Origin of the sequence: Halomonas flagellata, from assembly GCF_022487945.1 — a bacterium.
Taxonomy (GTDB): Bacteria; Pseudomonadota; Gammaproteobacteria; order Pseudomonadales; family Halomonadaceae; genus Halomonas; species Halomonas flagellata.
Genome location: NZ_JAKVPY010000012.1, coordinates 1 through 15,170, shown reverse-complemented (window position 1 = coordinate 15,170; position 15,170 = coordinate 1). Strand labels below are relative to the sequence as shown.

Sequence of the window (15,170 nt, the reverse complement as noted above, 5' to 3'; positions counted from 1 at the left end):
CTCAATCGGCGAAATCGCCGTCGTCGAAATCCGTATCATCGAACTCGAAGTCGAACTCGTCAGTGGCGAAGGGATCTTCGCCCAGTTCGCCGTCGCTGACCTCGAAACGCCGCCGCTGCAGCCAGGCATCGCGGATGAAGCTATAGCGATCGCCACGGATCAGCTCTTCCTGATCCAGCAGGCCGGCCCGTGTGTCCACCACCCTCAATCCGGTCAGCCCGAAGCGCACCTTGTCGTCCTCCACATAGGCGAGGGGATAAGTGTACGTGTCCAGCGGCAGACCGGCAGTGTCCCGCACGGTACTCGGCCCGAGGAGGGGCAGCACCAGATAGGCCCCTTCGCCCAGGCCCCAGACCCCGAGGGTCTGGCCGAAGTCCTCCTCGCGGCCGGTGATCTCCATCTGGGTGGCGTAGTCCCACAGGCCGCCGATGCCCAGGGTGGTGTTGATCAGGAAGCGCGAGGAGGCGATGCCGGCATTGCCCGGCTTGCCCTGCAGCACACTGTTGAGGGCGGTGCGGATCTCGCCGAGGTTGGAGAAGAAGTTGCCCACCCCCGTCTGTAGCGGCTCTGGCGTCACGGTGCGATAACCCCGTGCCACCGGCTTCAGCACCGCCCGGTCCAGGGCGTCGTTGAAGGCGAACACCCGGCGATTGAACCCCTCCCAGGGGTCATCGGGATGGCGCTCCTCCACCGCAGCGGTGCTGGCACACCCGGTCAGCAGCGCCACCGCCAGCAGCGCCGCCAGGCCGCGCCCCACTGTGCCCACTCGCCGCGTTCTCTCCGCGTAGCGCATCACCTGCTCCCTCCCTGGCCGTGCCGTTGCTCGATCACCCCATGCCCTCTTTGGCGACGCACCACCACGCTGCCGGCACTGTAGCCCGCGCCAAAGGAGCAGACCACACCGACGGCGCCAGGGGCAAGATCCTGGCGATGCAGGTGGAAGGCGATGATGGAGCCAGCCGAGCTGGTGTTGGCATAGCGGTCGAGAATGATCGGGGCCTGCCCGGGCCCCGGATCGTGGCCGAGCACGCGCCGGGCGATCAGGTCGTTCATGTGGCGGTTGGCCTGGTGCAGCCACAGCCGCGCCAGGTCGTCATCCGCGAGTTCGAGACTTGCCAGGTGGTCGGTGATCAGGGCCGCCACCAGGGGGCAGACCTCCTTGAACACCCGCCTGCCCTCCTGGATGAACAGCTTGTCCGGCGCCTGGGGATCGCTGTCGGTGACCCGATCGAGGAAACCGGCGTTGTTGCGGATGGCATTGGAAAAGCGCGTCACCAGACGGGTGCCGAGGATCTCGAAGCCGCTCTCGGCGGTGGCCAGCTCGTCACTCTCCAGCACGATGGCGGTGCAGGCATCGCCGAAGATGAAGTGGCTGTCGCGGTCGCGGAAGTTGAGGTGCGCCGAGCAGATCTCCGGGCTGACCACCAGGGCCCGGCTCGCGTTGCCGACACGGATCGCATTGGCCGCGGTCTCGATGGCGAAGGTCGCCGAACTGCAGGCCACGTTCATGTCGAAGGCGTAGCCTCCGGCACCGAGCGCCGCCTGCAACTCCACCGACACCGCCGGATAGGGGCGCTCGAGGTTCGAGCAGGCGACGATCACCAGGTCGATGTCGGCGGCGGCAACGCCAGCCGCTTCCAGCGCCTCGCCGGCGGCCGCGACGCCCATCTCGCCCTGGATCGAGAGCTCGTCGTTGCTGCGCCGGGGCAGGCGCGGGCGCATCCGCTCGGGATCGAGGATGCCCTCGGCATCGAGCACGTAGCGATTGAGAATGCCCGACGCCTTGACGATGAAGTCGCTGCTCGAATAGTCGAGGCGCTCTTCGACGCCCGCCTCGGCCCGGCGGGCGTTCTCCGCCTCCACCCACGCATTGAACGCGGCCACCAGGGCATCATTGTCGACGGCATGCTCCGGTGTGAAGAGGCCGGTGCCGGTGATCACCACCTGGGTCATGCTGTTCTCCCTGTGAGTTCCGCCCAGCGCTTCTCGAGACGCTTGACCGAGACCGGAAACTTCGTGCCCAGCTGCTGGGCGAAGAGCGAGACCCGCAGCTCCTCGATCCACCAGCCGAACTCCACCAGTGCCGGGTTATCGATGCCGCCGCGGCGCTCGCTCTCGCGGCGGGCGGCCAGGCGCTGTTCGAGTGCCTGGAGCTCCTGCATGTGCATCTGGTCGCGCATGCGTTCCCGGGGGGCCTTCTCCAGACGGATCAACGCCGCCTCCATGTAGCGAGGATACTCCTCGAGCCACTCCCCCGCCTCGCCGACGAAACCGGGATGCACCAGCCGCTGCATCTGTGCCTTGAGATCACTGTATACCAGCGCCAGTGCCAGGTTCAGGTTGCCCTTCAACGCCTTGGTCACCGCCAGATGCCCCTTCAGCGCCGCCTCCAGCGTGGCCAGTCGCGCCTCGGCCCGGGGCAGCAGTTCGTCCCGGGTCTCGTCGAGGCGTGCCTCGAGCTCGGCCGCCGAGCGCGGCAGCGGCGCCACCGCCACCACCTGGCGGAACACCGCCGTGACGACGTCCTCGCTGAGCTGACGCTTGCTGCCCACCTTGGCGAACAGCAGCGCACAGGTATCGAGGCCCTTGAGCCGCTCGATGGCGCGCGCCTGGTCGGGCAGGCGGCGCATCGCCAGGCGCACCACGCCAGCGCGGTGGGCCTCCTCGGCCTTGTCGGGGTGGTCGAAGAGCTCGACCCGGAAACGCTCGCCGTCGGGCACCAGGGCCGGGTAGGCCTCGACGCGAATGCCGGCCTGGGTGGTGACCCGGGACTCGGGCAGCGCCGCCTCGGGCAGCTCGTCGACCGGCGCCTCGAGCCTGGCTTCCTCGGTCAGCGCCCGGGCGCCCTGCCCCGCCGCCTCCTCGAAGCGCCGCTCCAGCGCCCGGGCATCGCGCCCCTGGCCGAGCTCGCGTCCCTCGTGGTCGACCACCCGGAGGTTCATCACCAGGTGCGGCTCCAGGGCATCGAGCTGCCAGTCATCGGGATGCACGCGCACCCCGGTACGGCGGCGCAGGAACTCGCCCAGGGCCTCGGTGAGCGGCGCGTCATCGGGAACGAGGGTCTCGAGGGCCGCATCGACCCAGTCGGGGATCGGCACCACCTGGCGGCGAACCGCCTTGGGCAACGACTTCATCAGCGCGATGCACTTCTCGCGCAGCAGGCCCGGCACCAGCCACTCGAGGCGTGCCAGCGGCAGCTGGGGCAGCATCGCCGCCGGCACGGTCAGCGTCACGCCATCGTCGGGAGCGCCGGGCTCGAAGTGATAGGAGAGCGGATAGCGCACCCCGTTGAGCGACAGTTCATCGGGATACTGCGCCTCGGTGACCTCCTCGGCCTCGCGGGCCAGCAGGGCGGCGCGGTCGAACTTGAGGATATCGGGATCGTCGGCCTCGGCCCGCTTGCGCCAGGCCTCGAAGCCCTTGCCGTTGTGGATGTCCTCCGGGATGCGCTCGTCATAGAAGGCGAACAGCGTCTCCTCGTCGACCAGGATGTCGCGGCGCCTGGCACGGTCCTCGAGGTCCTCGACCTCCTCGACCAGGGCCCGGTTATGGGCGAAAAACTCGCCGCGGGTGCGGAACTCGCCCTCGACCAGCGCCCGACGGATGAAGAGCTCCCGTGACTCCTGCGGGGCGATGGGCCCGTAGTGCACCTTGCGCCCGGCGACGATGGGCAGGCCGAACAGGGTCACCTGCTCGCTGGCCACCACCTGGGCCCGCTTCATCTCCCAACGGGGCTCGCTGTAGGAGCGCTTGACCAGGTGGCCGGCCAGCGGCTCGATCCACCGGGGGTCGATCCTCGCCACGGTGCGGGCGAAGAGCTTGGAGGTCTCGACCAGCTCGAAGGCCATCAACCACTTGGGCGACTTCTTCGCCAGGCCCGACCCCGGATGGATGAAGAACTTGCGGTTGCGGGCGCCCAGGTACTCGCGATTCTCCGTGAGCAGCCCCAGGTGCGAGAGCAGCCCGGTCAGCAGCGCCTGGTGCATCCGCACGGCGCTCTCGCGGTGGGCCTGGCGTACCGCCTGCTCGTCCTCGTCCCCGCTGCCGGACTCGGGGCGGGGCGCCGGCGGCGGCACCTCGATCTCCATGTCGCGCAGCAGCTGGCGCAGCTGGCGGAAGGTGTCGTGCCACTCGCGCAGGCGCAGGTAGTTGAGGTAGTGGTCGCGGCACCAGCGCCGCAGGCGGTTGCCGGAGAGTTCGTCGCGGGCGGCCTCGAAGCCGTGCCAGAGGTTGAGCAGGGCGACGAAGTCGGAGTCGGGATCGTGCCAGCGGCGGTGCGCCTGGTCGGCGGCCTCACGTTTGTCCGCCGGGCGGTCGCGGGGGTCCTGCACCGCCAGCGCCGAGACCACGATCAGTACCTCGCGCAGGCCGCCCTGCTCGGCCCCGGCCAGCACCATGCGCGCCAGGCGCGGGTCGATGGGCAGCCGGGCCAGCTTGCGGCCGATCGGGGTCAGGCGATTGCCGGCGTCCACCGCCCCGAGTTCGAACAGCAGGCGGAAGCCGTCGGTGACGAAGCGCGAGTCGGGCGGGTCGACGAAGGGAAAGTCCTCGATGTCGCCGAGCCGGAGCGACAGCATCGACAGGATCACCGACGCCAGGTTGGTGCGGCGAATCTCGGGGTCGGTGAACGCGGGCCGGGCAAGAAAGTCCTCCTCGTCATAGAGGCGAATGCACACCCCCTCGGCGATGCGCCCGCAGCGCCCCTTGCGCTGGTCGGCACTGGCCTGGCTGACCGCTTCCACCGGCAGGCGCTGGATCTTGGCGCGGTAGCTGTAGCGGCTGATGCGCACCAGGCCCGGGTCGATGACGTAGCGGATGCCGGGCACGGTGAGCGAGGTCTCGGCCACGTTGGTGGCCAGCACGATGCGCCGGCCGGCATGGGGCGCGAAGACGCGGTTCTGCTCGGCGTTGGAGAGCCGCGCATAGAGCGGCAGGATCTCGGTGCCCTTGAGGTCGGCACGGCGCAGGGTGTCGGCGGTCTCGCGAATCTCGCGCTCGCCGGGCAGGAACACCAGGATGTCCCGCGGGCCGTGGAACCAGCGCTTCTCGCGCTCGACGGCCGCGATCTCCTCCACGGCGTGGAGGATGCCCTCCTGCAGGGTGCGGTCCTCCTCGTCGTCGGCCTCGCGCACCAGCGGACGATAGCGCACCTCCACCGGCCAGGTGCGTCCGGAGACCTCCACCACCGGCGCCGGCCGCGGCGTGCCGTCGGCCCCCGGCAGGGCGAAGTGCGCGGAGAAACGCTCCACGTCGATGGTCGCCGAGGTGATGATCACCTTGAGGTCGGGGCGGCGCACCAGCAGCCGCTTGAGGTAGCCGAGCAGGAAATCGATGTTGAGGCTGCGCTCGTGGGCCTCGTCGATGATGAGCGTGTCGTAGCGGCGCAGGTCCGGGTCGTGGCGGGTCTCCGCCAGCAGGATGCCGTCGGTCATCAGCTTGACCAGGGTGTCGTCGCCGGTCTGGTCGGTGAAACGCACCTGGTAGCCCACCTGCTCGCCCAGCGACACCCGCATCTCCTCGGCCAGGCGCGCGGCCACCGAGCGGGCCGCCAGGCGCCGGGGCTGGGTGTGGCCGATCAGCCCGCGCCGCCCCAGGCCCAGCTCCAGGCAGAGCTTGGGCAGCTGGGTGGTCTTGCCCGAGCCGGTCTCGCCGGCCACCACCACCACCTGGTGGTCACGCAGCGCCGCGAGGATCTCGTCGCGGCGCTCGGCCACCGGCAGCGCCTCGGGGTACTCGAGGGTCACCGGGATGGTGGCGCGGCGGGCCGCCGTCCGCTGCGAGCGCTCCAGCGCCTCGCGCACCTGGCCGAGCCCGCGGTCTACCGGCTTGCCCTCCTTCAGCCGTCGGGCGAGGCCGTGCAGGCGCTTGTCCAGGGAGGGAACATCGCGCAGCATGGCGTCATCGAGCCCCCGGCGCAGGGCCTGGAGTTCATCGGTGGCGGAGCGTGTCGCGGGGTCTAGCGGACGGATAGCGGTGGTCACGTTGGGCTCGATCGACTCCGATAAGAGAGAGCATAGACACTGCCCGCTCCGGCAGCCGGAACGGGCAGTTCATTGTAACGCCGTGTACCACGCGACGCCTAATCCGGGCCATTGGTATTGGCTATGGGGTCGCCACCGTCAGCCTATCGATGCGGCCGACGACTCAGGAGGGGGTGCGGTTCTGGCCCTCGTCACGCAACTGGCGGCGCAGCACCTTGCCCACATTGGTTTTCGGCAGCTCGTCGCGGAACGCCACGAATTTCGGCACCTTGTAGCCGGCGAGCTCCTTCTTGCACCAGGCTCGCAGGGACTCGGCGTCCAGGTCCTTGTCCCTGGCCACCACGAACAACTTGATCGCCTCGCCACTCGCCTCGTCGGGCACGCCCACGGCGGCGGACTCGACCACCCCCGGATGGGCGGCCACGACGTCCTCGATCTCGTTGGGATAGACGTTGAAGCCGGAGACCAGGATCATGTCCTTCTTGCGGTCGACGATACGGATGTAGCCGTCCTCCTGGAGCACGGCGATGTCCCCGGTATGGAACCAGCCCTCGGCGTCGATCGCCTTGGCGGTCTCGTCGTCACGATTCCAGTAGCCCTTCATCACCTGGGGGCCCTTGACGCAGAGCTCGCCGGGCTCGCCCAGCGGCAGGTCGTTGCCGTCGGCATCGGTCACCTTCACCGAGGTGCCGGCCACCGGCTTGCCGATGGTGCCGAGCTGGATGGCGTCGACGGGATTGAAGCTGACGATCGGCGAGGTCTCGGTGAGCCCGTAGCCCTCGGCGATGGCGCAGCCGGTGGTCTCCTCCCAGCGCTGCGCCACCGCCTTGGTCAACGCCATGCCCCCGGAGATGGTCAGGTGCAGCTGCGAGAAGTCGAGGCCGCGGAAGTCCTCGCGGTTGCACAGGGCGTTGAACAGGGTGTTCAGGCCGATGAAGCCGGTGAAGGGGAGACCCTTGAGCTCCTTGACGAAGTTGTCGAGGTCGCGGGGGTTGGTGATGAGCACGGAGTGGTTGCCGGTCTCCACCATGAACAGGCAGTTCACCGTGAAGGTGTAGATATGATAGACCGGCAGCGGCGCGATGATGGTCTCGGCGCCATCGGTCAGGGCGGGGCCGATCGCCTGGCGTGCCTGGAGCATGTTGGCGATCAGGTTGCGGTGCGTGAGCATGGTGCCCTTGGCCAGCCCCGTGGTACCGCCGGTGTACTGCAGCGCGGCGATGTCGTCGGCCCGGCGAGCGACTTCCGTGTGGCTGTGCCCGGCCCCGGCCTTGAGCGCCTGGCGGAAGGGCGTGGCGCCGGGCAGCGAGAAGCGGGGCACCATCTTCTTGACGTACTTGACCACGGCATTGATCAGCTGCCGCTTGGGGAAGCCGTGCAGGTCGCCGAGCTCGGTGACCAGCACATGCTGGATATCGGTACGGTCGAGGATCTTCTCGAGCTTGTCGGCCATGTTGGCCAGGATCAGGATGGCCTTGGCACCGGCGTCCTTGAACTGGTGTGCCATCTCGCGCTCGGTGTAGAGCGGGTTGGTGTTGACCACCACCAGGCCGGCTCGCAGGGCGCCGAACACCGCCACCGGGAACTGCAGCACGTTGGGCAACTGGATGGCGATGCGGTCGCCCGGCTGCAGCCCGGTCTCGTGCTGCAGCCAGGCGGCGAAATCAGCGGAGAGGCGATCGAGTTCCGCGTAGCTGAGGGTCTGCCCCATGCAGCTGAAGGCCGGCTTGTCGGCGAAGCGCCTGACCGAGGCGTGGAAGACATCCATCACCGAGTCGTAGTGGTCAAGCCCTTCCAGCTCGGGGCCGATCAGGATCGGGGCAGCGGCGTGCTCGTTCATGGACGCGATCTCCTCGTATCGTCGACGGCGTGCGACGGTTGTTGTTTTCCTACGATATACCGCCACGGCATCGCTGTAAAACGAGCGATTGAAACTATCGTTTGCTCGCGACACGCCGTCCTGCAAGGCGCCCTCTCACAGGCTTCAAGCTGGCCCAGGCTCTTACGCCTGGCAAGTCGCGGCTTTTCACGCTGGCCCCGGGCCATGACGGGCCACGATCTCGCCGTCCTTCCACACCAGCAGCTCGCCGGGGACCATGCGCACCCAGTCCTCGTTGTCGGTCAAGGGCTCGGTGGCGAGCACCGAGACGACGTCGTCGGGCGTGGTGTGTTCGGCGAAGTTCACCGTCAGTTCGGCATCCGAGAGGTTGGCCCGGCCGAAGGGCGCGCGCCGGGTGATATGGGCCAGCCTGGTCGAGCAGAAGGCGTAGAGATAGTCGCCGTCGGCCAGCAGCAGGTTGAAGACGCCGAGTCCGCGCAACCGCTCGCAGAGCCGGTGGAGCAGGCGCCACAACCCCCGGCGCTGCTCGTCATCGGCCGGCAGCTCGGGAAAGCGGCGACGCAGTTCGCCCAGCAGCCAGCAGAAGGCGTGTTCGCTGTCGGTGTCACCCACCGGATGATAGAAACCCAGCGGCAGCGTCTGCCAGCCGGTGAGCTGGCCATTGTGGGCATAGCACCAGGGCCGCCCCCACATCTCGCGTACGAAGGGGTGGGTGTTGGCCAGGCGCACCTGGCCCACGTTGGCCTGGCGGATATGGCTGATGACGATGGTCGACTTGATCGGGTAATCACAGATCAGCCGGGCGATGGGCGAACGAACCGACGGGTGAGGGTCGCGGAAATCGCGGTATCCGCCCTCCTCGTAGAAGGCGATGCCCCAACCGTCGCGGTGCGGTCCGGTGCCACCACCACGATGCAGGAAGCCGGTGAAGCTGAAGCAGATGTCGGTGGGTACATTGGCACTCATGCCCAGCAGCTCACACATGAGGCTCCTCCCGATGCACGACCCGCCGCCACCGCCGGCGACGCCTGATCAGCAGCACCACCAGCAACAGCACCACGGCCAGCGCCACCCCCACCCAGAGCCGCGGGTCGCGTCCATGGGACTCGGCCAGTCGCTCCAGCCCCGGACGGCCTTCCTGCCACAGTTCCATGGCACGGCGCGGCAGGGCATTGACCAGCGCCACGAAGCGGTCGGCGGCAGCGAGCGACTCCTCCTCGCCCCCCCTCTCCAGGTCGGGGTCGAGATTCTCGTCGAAGCGTTCGCCGGCCAGCGTCGGGCCGGCCATGTCCGCCAGGTCGAGGCCGGTGCTGGCGTCGGGGTTGAGCAGCAGCCGCGGCAGACGGATCTCCCGGGTCTCGCCGTCCAGGGTGACCCGCGCCGTCAGCAGCAGCGGGCGGCTGATGGCGTCGTCCAGTTCGGGTAGCGGGAGATGCCAGCGCCGAGGCGCCACGGCCTCGGCTTCGAGCGTCTCGCCCTGTAGCTCGCCCGAGAGCTCGGTGTTGTCACGATCGAGACGCGGATGCTCGGCGGCCAGCACCACGCGGTCGGCCCGGGGGTCGTGCCTCGCGCCGATGGCGGGCAGCACGTTGACCGCCTGGATGCGCTGGCGATGGAAGTCTTCGCCCTCGGCATGCAGCTCCAGCCGAGCGTTGCCGGTCAGGGCCGGGGCCGGCAGCACCCCGACGAAGCGGCCATCCCGCTCCTCCAGGCGCACGGCGGCCTGGACACTGCCCTCCGCATCGTACAGCTGCACGTCCATGACGATCTCGTCGACCCCCTCGACGAGCGGTTCGCCATCGCGTTCGAGCCAGACCTCCAGCGGCAGCGGGAAACCGAGGTAGAGGGTCGCCGGCAGGCTGCCGGTATGCAGGGTCAGCGGCGCGACCACACTGATCCGGCTGTCGCCGCCCGCCTCCCCCTCCAGGCGCCACTCGCCGGGCTGGGGGTCGGGGATGCGAATCAGGTCGAAGCGCGGCTCCACCTGCCAGTGGCTGCCCTCCGGGCGGTCGTCGGCGCGATAGACGGTGCCGTCGGGGGCGATCAGGCTCAACGGCTCGCCGTCGGGGTCATGGAACAGCAGTGCCGAAAAGGACTCGACGTCCGGATCGATGATGAAGCGCCCCTGCTCGAATGGCACCTGGTCGGTGGGAAAGATGCGCTCGAAGATGTCGAGGAAGGCCCCGAGCAGGCTCTCGGGGGTCTCGACCATTGCCGGCAGGCCGCCGGTGAGCTGGGAGAGGCGCTCCACCAGCGCCAGGTCGGCTTCCTCGGAAAAGGCGACGCCGTGTACCGCCACTCCCTCGCTGGCCAGCCGAGGCGCCAGGTCGTCGAGCAACGCCAGCCGCGAGGCACGATCCACGCCGGGCTTGGCCCCGCGGGCCGGCGGCAGGTCGATCATGCCATCGGTGAGCAGTACCAGATGGCGCCCGCCGTTGGGGTCGGGGGTCGCCGCCTCGCGCAATGCGGCCTCGATGTCGGTGAACTGCTGGTACTCCACCAGCGCCGGCGCCAGGGCCAGGGCCTGGCGGCGCCATTCGGCATCCACGCGGCCCAGCGGCAGGGGGTTGTCGACCCGCTCGCCGAAGGTCCAGACACCGGCACTGACGCCCCCCGGCAGCAGCGACACCAGCAGCTCCAGGGCGCTGGTGCCGAGCTGGTTGGGATCGTGCTCCTTCATGCTGCCCGAGACATCGATGATCACCCGGATGTCCGGCTGTTCCTCGACCTCCTGGGCCAGGCCTGGCCCCGCCGCCAGCCACAGCAGGCTGGCCGCCACCAGCAGCCCGCGGACTCGATGTCCGCGCCTGCCCACCATCCACCAAGCCATCGTGGCTCCTTAGCCGATCATCGGCTCCCGGCGCTCCCCGGCGCTATCGCGGCGGGGGGGCATGGGCTCGTCATCCTCGTCCATGTCGACGTAGTCGTGACGATGACGCCCCCGCCACCAGAGCAGCAGCCCGAGCCCGGCCCCGGCCAGACCGCCCGCGACCAGCAGCAGCAGCGCCGGCACCATCACCGAGGCGTTGCGTTCCAGGAACGCCACGGCGGCGACCATCACCGCCGGCGCGAAGCCGGTATAGACCTCGCCCTCCTCGAGCAGCGGCAAGCGGAAGCGCGCCGGCATCCAGATCACCCCGGCCACCAGCCAGGTGATCACCAGCCGTGGCAAGCGCGGCAGGAAACCCAGCCCCAGGTAACCGGTCAACACCACCACCAGCGACAAAAACCCGTAGCTCAGCCATAGTAGGGAGATCGAATCTGTTATCGGCATCGATACCTCGCAGCCCGTGCGTCCCGCGACGCACCGTCTTGAAAATGTTCTAAGTATGGTACATCCCGCGCAATGAAAGCACAGCCGCCCCGTGACAATTCCCAGCACCCCGACGACACCCCCGTGGCCCGCTTCCGCCGCGCCGACGATCCCGAGTGGCACTGGCTGGAGAATCGAGACGACCCGGAGGTGACCGCCTTCCTCGAGGCGGCCAACCGCGAGTCCGCGGACTGGTTCGCCCCGCTGGACGACCTGGTGGAGCGACTCTATCACGGCCACCTGGCACGCCGTGAGCTTGCCGTGCATGGCCTGCGCACGCCGCTGGACCACTACACCTACTGGAGCGAAACGGCGGTGGATGCCGACTACCCGGTGTGGTGGCGCCATCCCAACGGTCGCGACGACGCGGCCGAGATATTCCTCGACCTGCAGGCCCGCGCCGCGCCCCACCACTATCTGGAGTTGGGCGACATGGCGCTGTCGCCGGACGAAGCCTGGCTGGCCTGGACCGAGGACGCCCGCGGCGACGAGACCTTCGAGCTCTACCTCAAGCGACTGCCGGACGGCGAACCGGTGAAACTGCTTGAGGAGATCGGCCCCGAGCTCAGCTGGGCCGAGGACAACCGCACCCTGCTGTTCACCCGCTACGACGCCACCCAACGCCCGGAGAGCATCTGGCGACTGCCGCTGGCGGAAGGGGCGACCGGCATGCCGGAGGCGGGCGAGCCCACCCTGGTACTGCGCGAGGAAGACCCCGAGTTCTGGCTGGGGCTGGGCAAGACCCGCTCCCGGGAGTGGCTGGTGCTGGAGAGTGCTTCGAAGGATACCAGCGAGTGCCACCTGATTCCGGCCCGGCAACCGGCGACGGCACCACGCTGCTTTCGCCCCCGTGAAAGTGGCGTCGAGTACGCCCTCGACCACCGTCCCGGCCACTTCTATGTGCTGCACAACCGCGAGGCCCCCCACTTCCGCCTCGACCGGGTGGATGAGGGCACCGTCGTCGCCGGATCCACCCGGGCGCTCCCCTGGCAACCGCTGCTCGCCCATTGCCAGCACGAGACCCTGGAGGGCGTCGATGCCTTCGACTGGGGGCTGGTGATCACCGCGCGCGACCATCACGAAGCGCAGGTGTATCTGCGCATTCTCGAGCTGGACGGCGCCCATGCCATTACCCGCGACGAGCGCCTGCCGCTACCGGAGACACCCTGCAGCCTGGCCCTGGGCGACTCGCCCCACTTCGATGCACGGCGCCTGCGGCTGCGTGAGGAGTCCTTCACCCTGCCGGTGACCTGGCTGGAGCACGACTTGGACAGCGGCGAACGCCGCCTGCTCAAGCAACAGCCGATCCACGGCGACCTCACGCCGGCGCAGCTAGTCTGCGAGCGACTCTGGGCCACGTCCCACGATGGTGAGCGGATCCCCGTCTCCGTGGTGATGCGTGCCGACCTCACCGGGCATCCGCTGCCGACCCTGCTTTATGGCTACGGGGCCTATGGCGAGGTGCTCGATCCCTGGTTCTCGGTGGCCCGGCTGGAACTGCTCGCCCGCGGCATGGCCTTCGCCGTGGCCCACGTCCGCGGCGGTGGCGATCGTGGCGAACCCTGGTACCTGGCCGGCAAGCTGGAGCACAAGGAGAACAGCTTCCGCGACTTCCTGGCCGCCCGCGATGCCCTGGTCGCGAAGGGCATCAGCGATGGCGAGCGCATCGCCGCCTACGGGGCCAGCGCCGGCGGCCTGCTGGTCGGCGCCAGCCTCAACCTGGCGCCCGAGTCCTTCTGTGCCGCGGTGCTCGACGTGCCCTTCGTCGACGTACTGCGCACCATGGAAAACCCCGACCTGCCGCTAACCACCGCCGAGTACACCGAGTGGGGCAATCCCGGCGAGCCCGATGCCCGCCGGCGTATCCTCGCCTACTCGCCGCTGGACAACCTCTCGGCCCGGCCCTGGCCCACGGTGTTCCTGCAGGGCAGCTGGCACGATACCCGGGTGCCCTACTGGGAGCCCGCCAAGCTCTACGCCCGGCTGACCGAGCTGGGCACCGCCCGCGGCCCCGTCCTGATGCGCACCGACATGGCCGCCGGCCACGGCGGTGCCTCCGGCCGCTTCAAGGCCTGGCACGACAATGCCCGCCAGGATGCCTTCATCCTCTGGGCACTGGGACTGGAAGAGCGGGAAGGCTGAAGATACCGGCGGCTTGTCGTCGACCGGCTCCGAGGGTCCATACTGCACTCAGCGATATCGTCAGGATCGGGGAGGTCCACGATGGATGACCGTATCTGCGCAGGCTTCGCCGGGGCGGTGGGCCGCACGCCGCTGATCCGCCTCGCAGGGTTTTCCGAGGAGAGCGGTTGCGACATCCTCGGCAAGGCCGAATTCATGAACCCCGGGGGCTCGGTCAAGGACCGCGCCGCACTCTACATGGTCCTCGACGCCGAACGGCGCGGATTGCTCGGCCCCGGTGGCACCGTGGTGGAGGGCACGGCCGGCAACACCGGCATCGGCCTGGCGCATATCTGCAATGCCCGTGGCTACCGCTGCGTGATCGTGATTCCCGAGACCCAGACCCGGGAAAAGATCGACCTGCTGCGCACCCTCGGGGCCGAGGTGCATACCGTGCCGGCCAAGCCCTACCGCGACCCCGACAACTACCAGAAGATCGCCGGACGCATGGCGGCGGACATGGACAACACCATCTGGGCCAACCAGTTCGACAACACCGCCAACCGTCAGGCCCACTACGAGACGACCGGGCCGGAGCTCTGGGAACAGACCGGGGGACGTATCGATGCCTTCGTCGCGGCCACCGGCACCGGCGGCACCCTGGCCGGGGTCAGCCGCTACCTCAAGGAGCAGCGTCGCGATGTCCGCTGCATTCTCGCCGACCCCAGCGGCAGCGGCCTGTACCGTTACGTCACCACCGGCCATCCGGAGGTGGTGGGCGGCAACTCCATCACCGAGGGGATCGGCAGCACCCGGGTGACCGCCAACCTGGAGGGTTCGCCGCTCGATGACGCCTTGATGATCCCGGACCAGGAGGCCGTCACCACCGTCTACCGCCTGCTCCATGCGGAGGGGCTCTTCCTGGGCAGTTCCTCGGGGATCAACGTGGCCGCCGCCATGCACGTCGCCCGGCAGCTGGGGCCGGGCCACACCATCGTCACGGTGCTGTGCGACGGCGGGGGGCGCTATTACTCGCGGCTGTTCAATGCCGAGTGGCTGGCCGGCAAGGGGTTACACGCCTAGCCATCGATGGGCAGGATGGCGATGATGTGGTCCTCGAGCTCCTCTTCGGGGACCTCGCTCTGGGAGACGGCGAAGCTGCGCACGCTGATGCCCTTGCGGTGGACCCGCTCCGGGTCCCCCGAGATCAGCGGGTGCCAGCCGGCGAGCTTGCGCCCCTCGGCGAGGCGGCGATAGGCGCAGGACTTCGGCAGCCAGCGGAACTCCTCGATGCGCGCGGGGGTGAGCTGGGCGCAGTCGGGCACCTTCGCGAAGCGGTTCTCGTAGTCGCCACAGCGGCAGCCGTGGATGTCGAGCAGCCCGCAGGCGACATTGAGCACCGCGAGATCACCGCTCTCCTCGTCCTGGAACTTGAGCAGGCAGCACTGGCCGCAGCCGTCGCACAGGGCCTCCCACTCCTCGGGGGTCAGCTCCTCGAGGTCGAAGCGCTCCCAGAATCGCTCTCTCATACTTTCTCCTTCACGCCTTGCGGCAGCACTTCGGGGCTGATCCGGAGGCTGGCCTGCGAGGAGGCGCTGTGAATACATCCTTGTACGCTACCGATTCCTTCCCTGGAATCGGACCTCCTCTTCGGCCTGCCTCCGGCGCCCCTGACCCTGGGCAACCAGGATTACCCTCCCGGGCGTGGGTCCCTATGGGGTCAGACCCCGGCGGCGTCGAATCCGCTCGCTCAGTGCACAGTGACGGGCCGTAACTCGGCCGGGGTCTGACCCGAATGGCACTTACTTAAGACGCTGACCGACGCCTAGTCGGTTGATTTACAAGAAAACGGACGATGGAATGCGGTATTGTGTAAGTCGCGAAACCACACACAAACCGCAAACCCATCGCCCGC

General features: G+C 68.7%; 10 protein-coding genes. 2 read left to right on the top strand and 8 right to left on the bottom strand.

Annotated features, from left to right (window positions below; genetic code table 11):
• Position 1: 1 nt before the first annotated feature.
• From MKP05_RS11350 to MKP05_RS11320, 7 genes are all read right to left on the bottom strand, one after another.
• Positions 2-793, bottom strand: a complete 792-nt coding sequence (locus MKP05_RS11350) for an MlaA family lipoprotein (RefSeq protein WP_240568456.1) — start codon at positions 791-793, stop codon at positions 2-4.
• The gene (locus MKP05_RS11345; RefSeq protein ID WP_240568381.1) at positions 793-1,953 is read right to left on the bottom strand and encodes a beta-ketoacyl-ACP synthase III; all 1,161 of its coding nucleotides are present in this window, start codon (positions 1,951-1,953) and stop codon (positions 793-795) included. Before MKP05_RS11345 ends, MKP05_RS11350 begins: the two co-directional genes overlap by 1 nt.
• Positions 1,950-5,894, bottom strand: coding sequence for an ATP-dependent RNA helicase HrpA (gene hrpA, locus MKP05_RS11340; RefSeq protein ID WP_240568455.1), 3,945 nt, complete (start codon positions 5,892-5,894; stop codon positions 1,950-1,952). Before hrpA ends, MKP05_RS11345 begins: the two co-directional genes overlap by 4 nt.
• Before the next feature lie 250 nt (positions 5,895-6,144).
• Entirely contained in the window at positions 6,145-7,821 is a 1,677-nt protein-coding gene (locus MKP05_RS11335) for an AMP-binding protein (protein WP_240568380.1), read from the bottom strand.
• Between the two features lie 186 nt (positions 7,822-8,007).
• Positions 8,008-8,805 (bottom strand): class II glutamine amidotransferase, encoded by a 798-nt coding sequence (locus MKP05_RS11330; protein ID WP_240568379.1) that lies wholly within the window; start codon positions 8,803-8,805, stop codon positions 8,008-8,010.
• Positions 8,798-10,651 carry a vWA domain-containing protein gene (locus MKP05_RS11325; RefSeq protein WP_240568378.1) on the bottom strand — a complete coding sequence of 618 codons (1,854 nt, stop codon included), beginning with the start codon at positions 10,649-10,651 and terminating at the stop codon, positions 8,798-8,800. Before MKP05_RS11325 ends, MKP05_RS11330 begins: the two co-directional genes overlap by 8 nt.
• A gap of 9 nt (positions 10,652-10,660) precedes the next feature.
• Positions 10,661-11,095 carry a hypothetical protein gene (locus tag MKP05_RS11320; RefSeq protein ID WP_240568376.1) on the bottom strand — a complete coding sequence of 145 codons (435 nt, stop codon included), beginning with the start codon at positions 11,093-11,095 and terminating at the stop codon, positions 10,661-10,663.
• A 72-nt stretch (positions 11,096-11,167) separates the two neighbouring features.
• Here MKP05_RS11320 and MKP05_RS11315 point away from each other — a divergent pair, with 72 nt between their 5' ends.
• Positions 11,168-13,276, top strand: coding sequence for a S9 family peptidase (locus MKP05_RS11315; RefSeq protein ID WP_240568375.1), 2,109 nt, complete (start codon positions 11,168-11,170; stop codon positions 13,274-13,276).
• A gap of 81 nt (positions 13,277-13,357) precedes the next feature.
• Positions 13,358-14,338, top strand: a complete 981-nt coding sequence (locus MKP05_RS11310; protein ID WP_240568374.1) for a cysteine synthase A — start codon at positions 13,358-13,360, stop codon at positions 14,336-14,338.
• Here MKP05_RS11310 and MKP05_RS11305 read toward each other — a convergent pair.
• The gene (locus MKP05_RS11305) at positions 14,335-14,784 is read right to left on the bottom strand and encodes a YcgN family cysteine cluster protein (RefSeq protein WP_110283728.1); all 450 of its coding nucleotides are present in this window, start codon (positions 14,782-14,784) and stop codon (positions 14,335-14,337) included. The two genes, MKP05_RS11310 and MKP05_RS11305, sit on opposite strands and share 4 nt — an antisense overlap.
• Between the last annotated feature and the right edge of the window lie 386 nt (positions 14,785-15,170).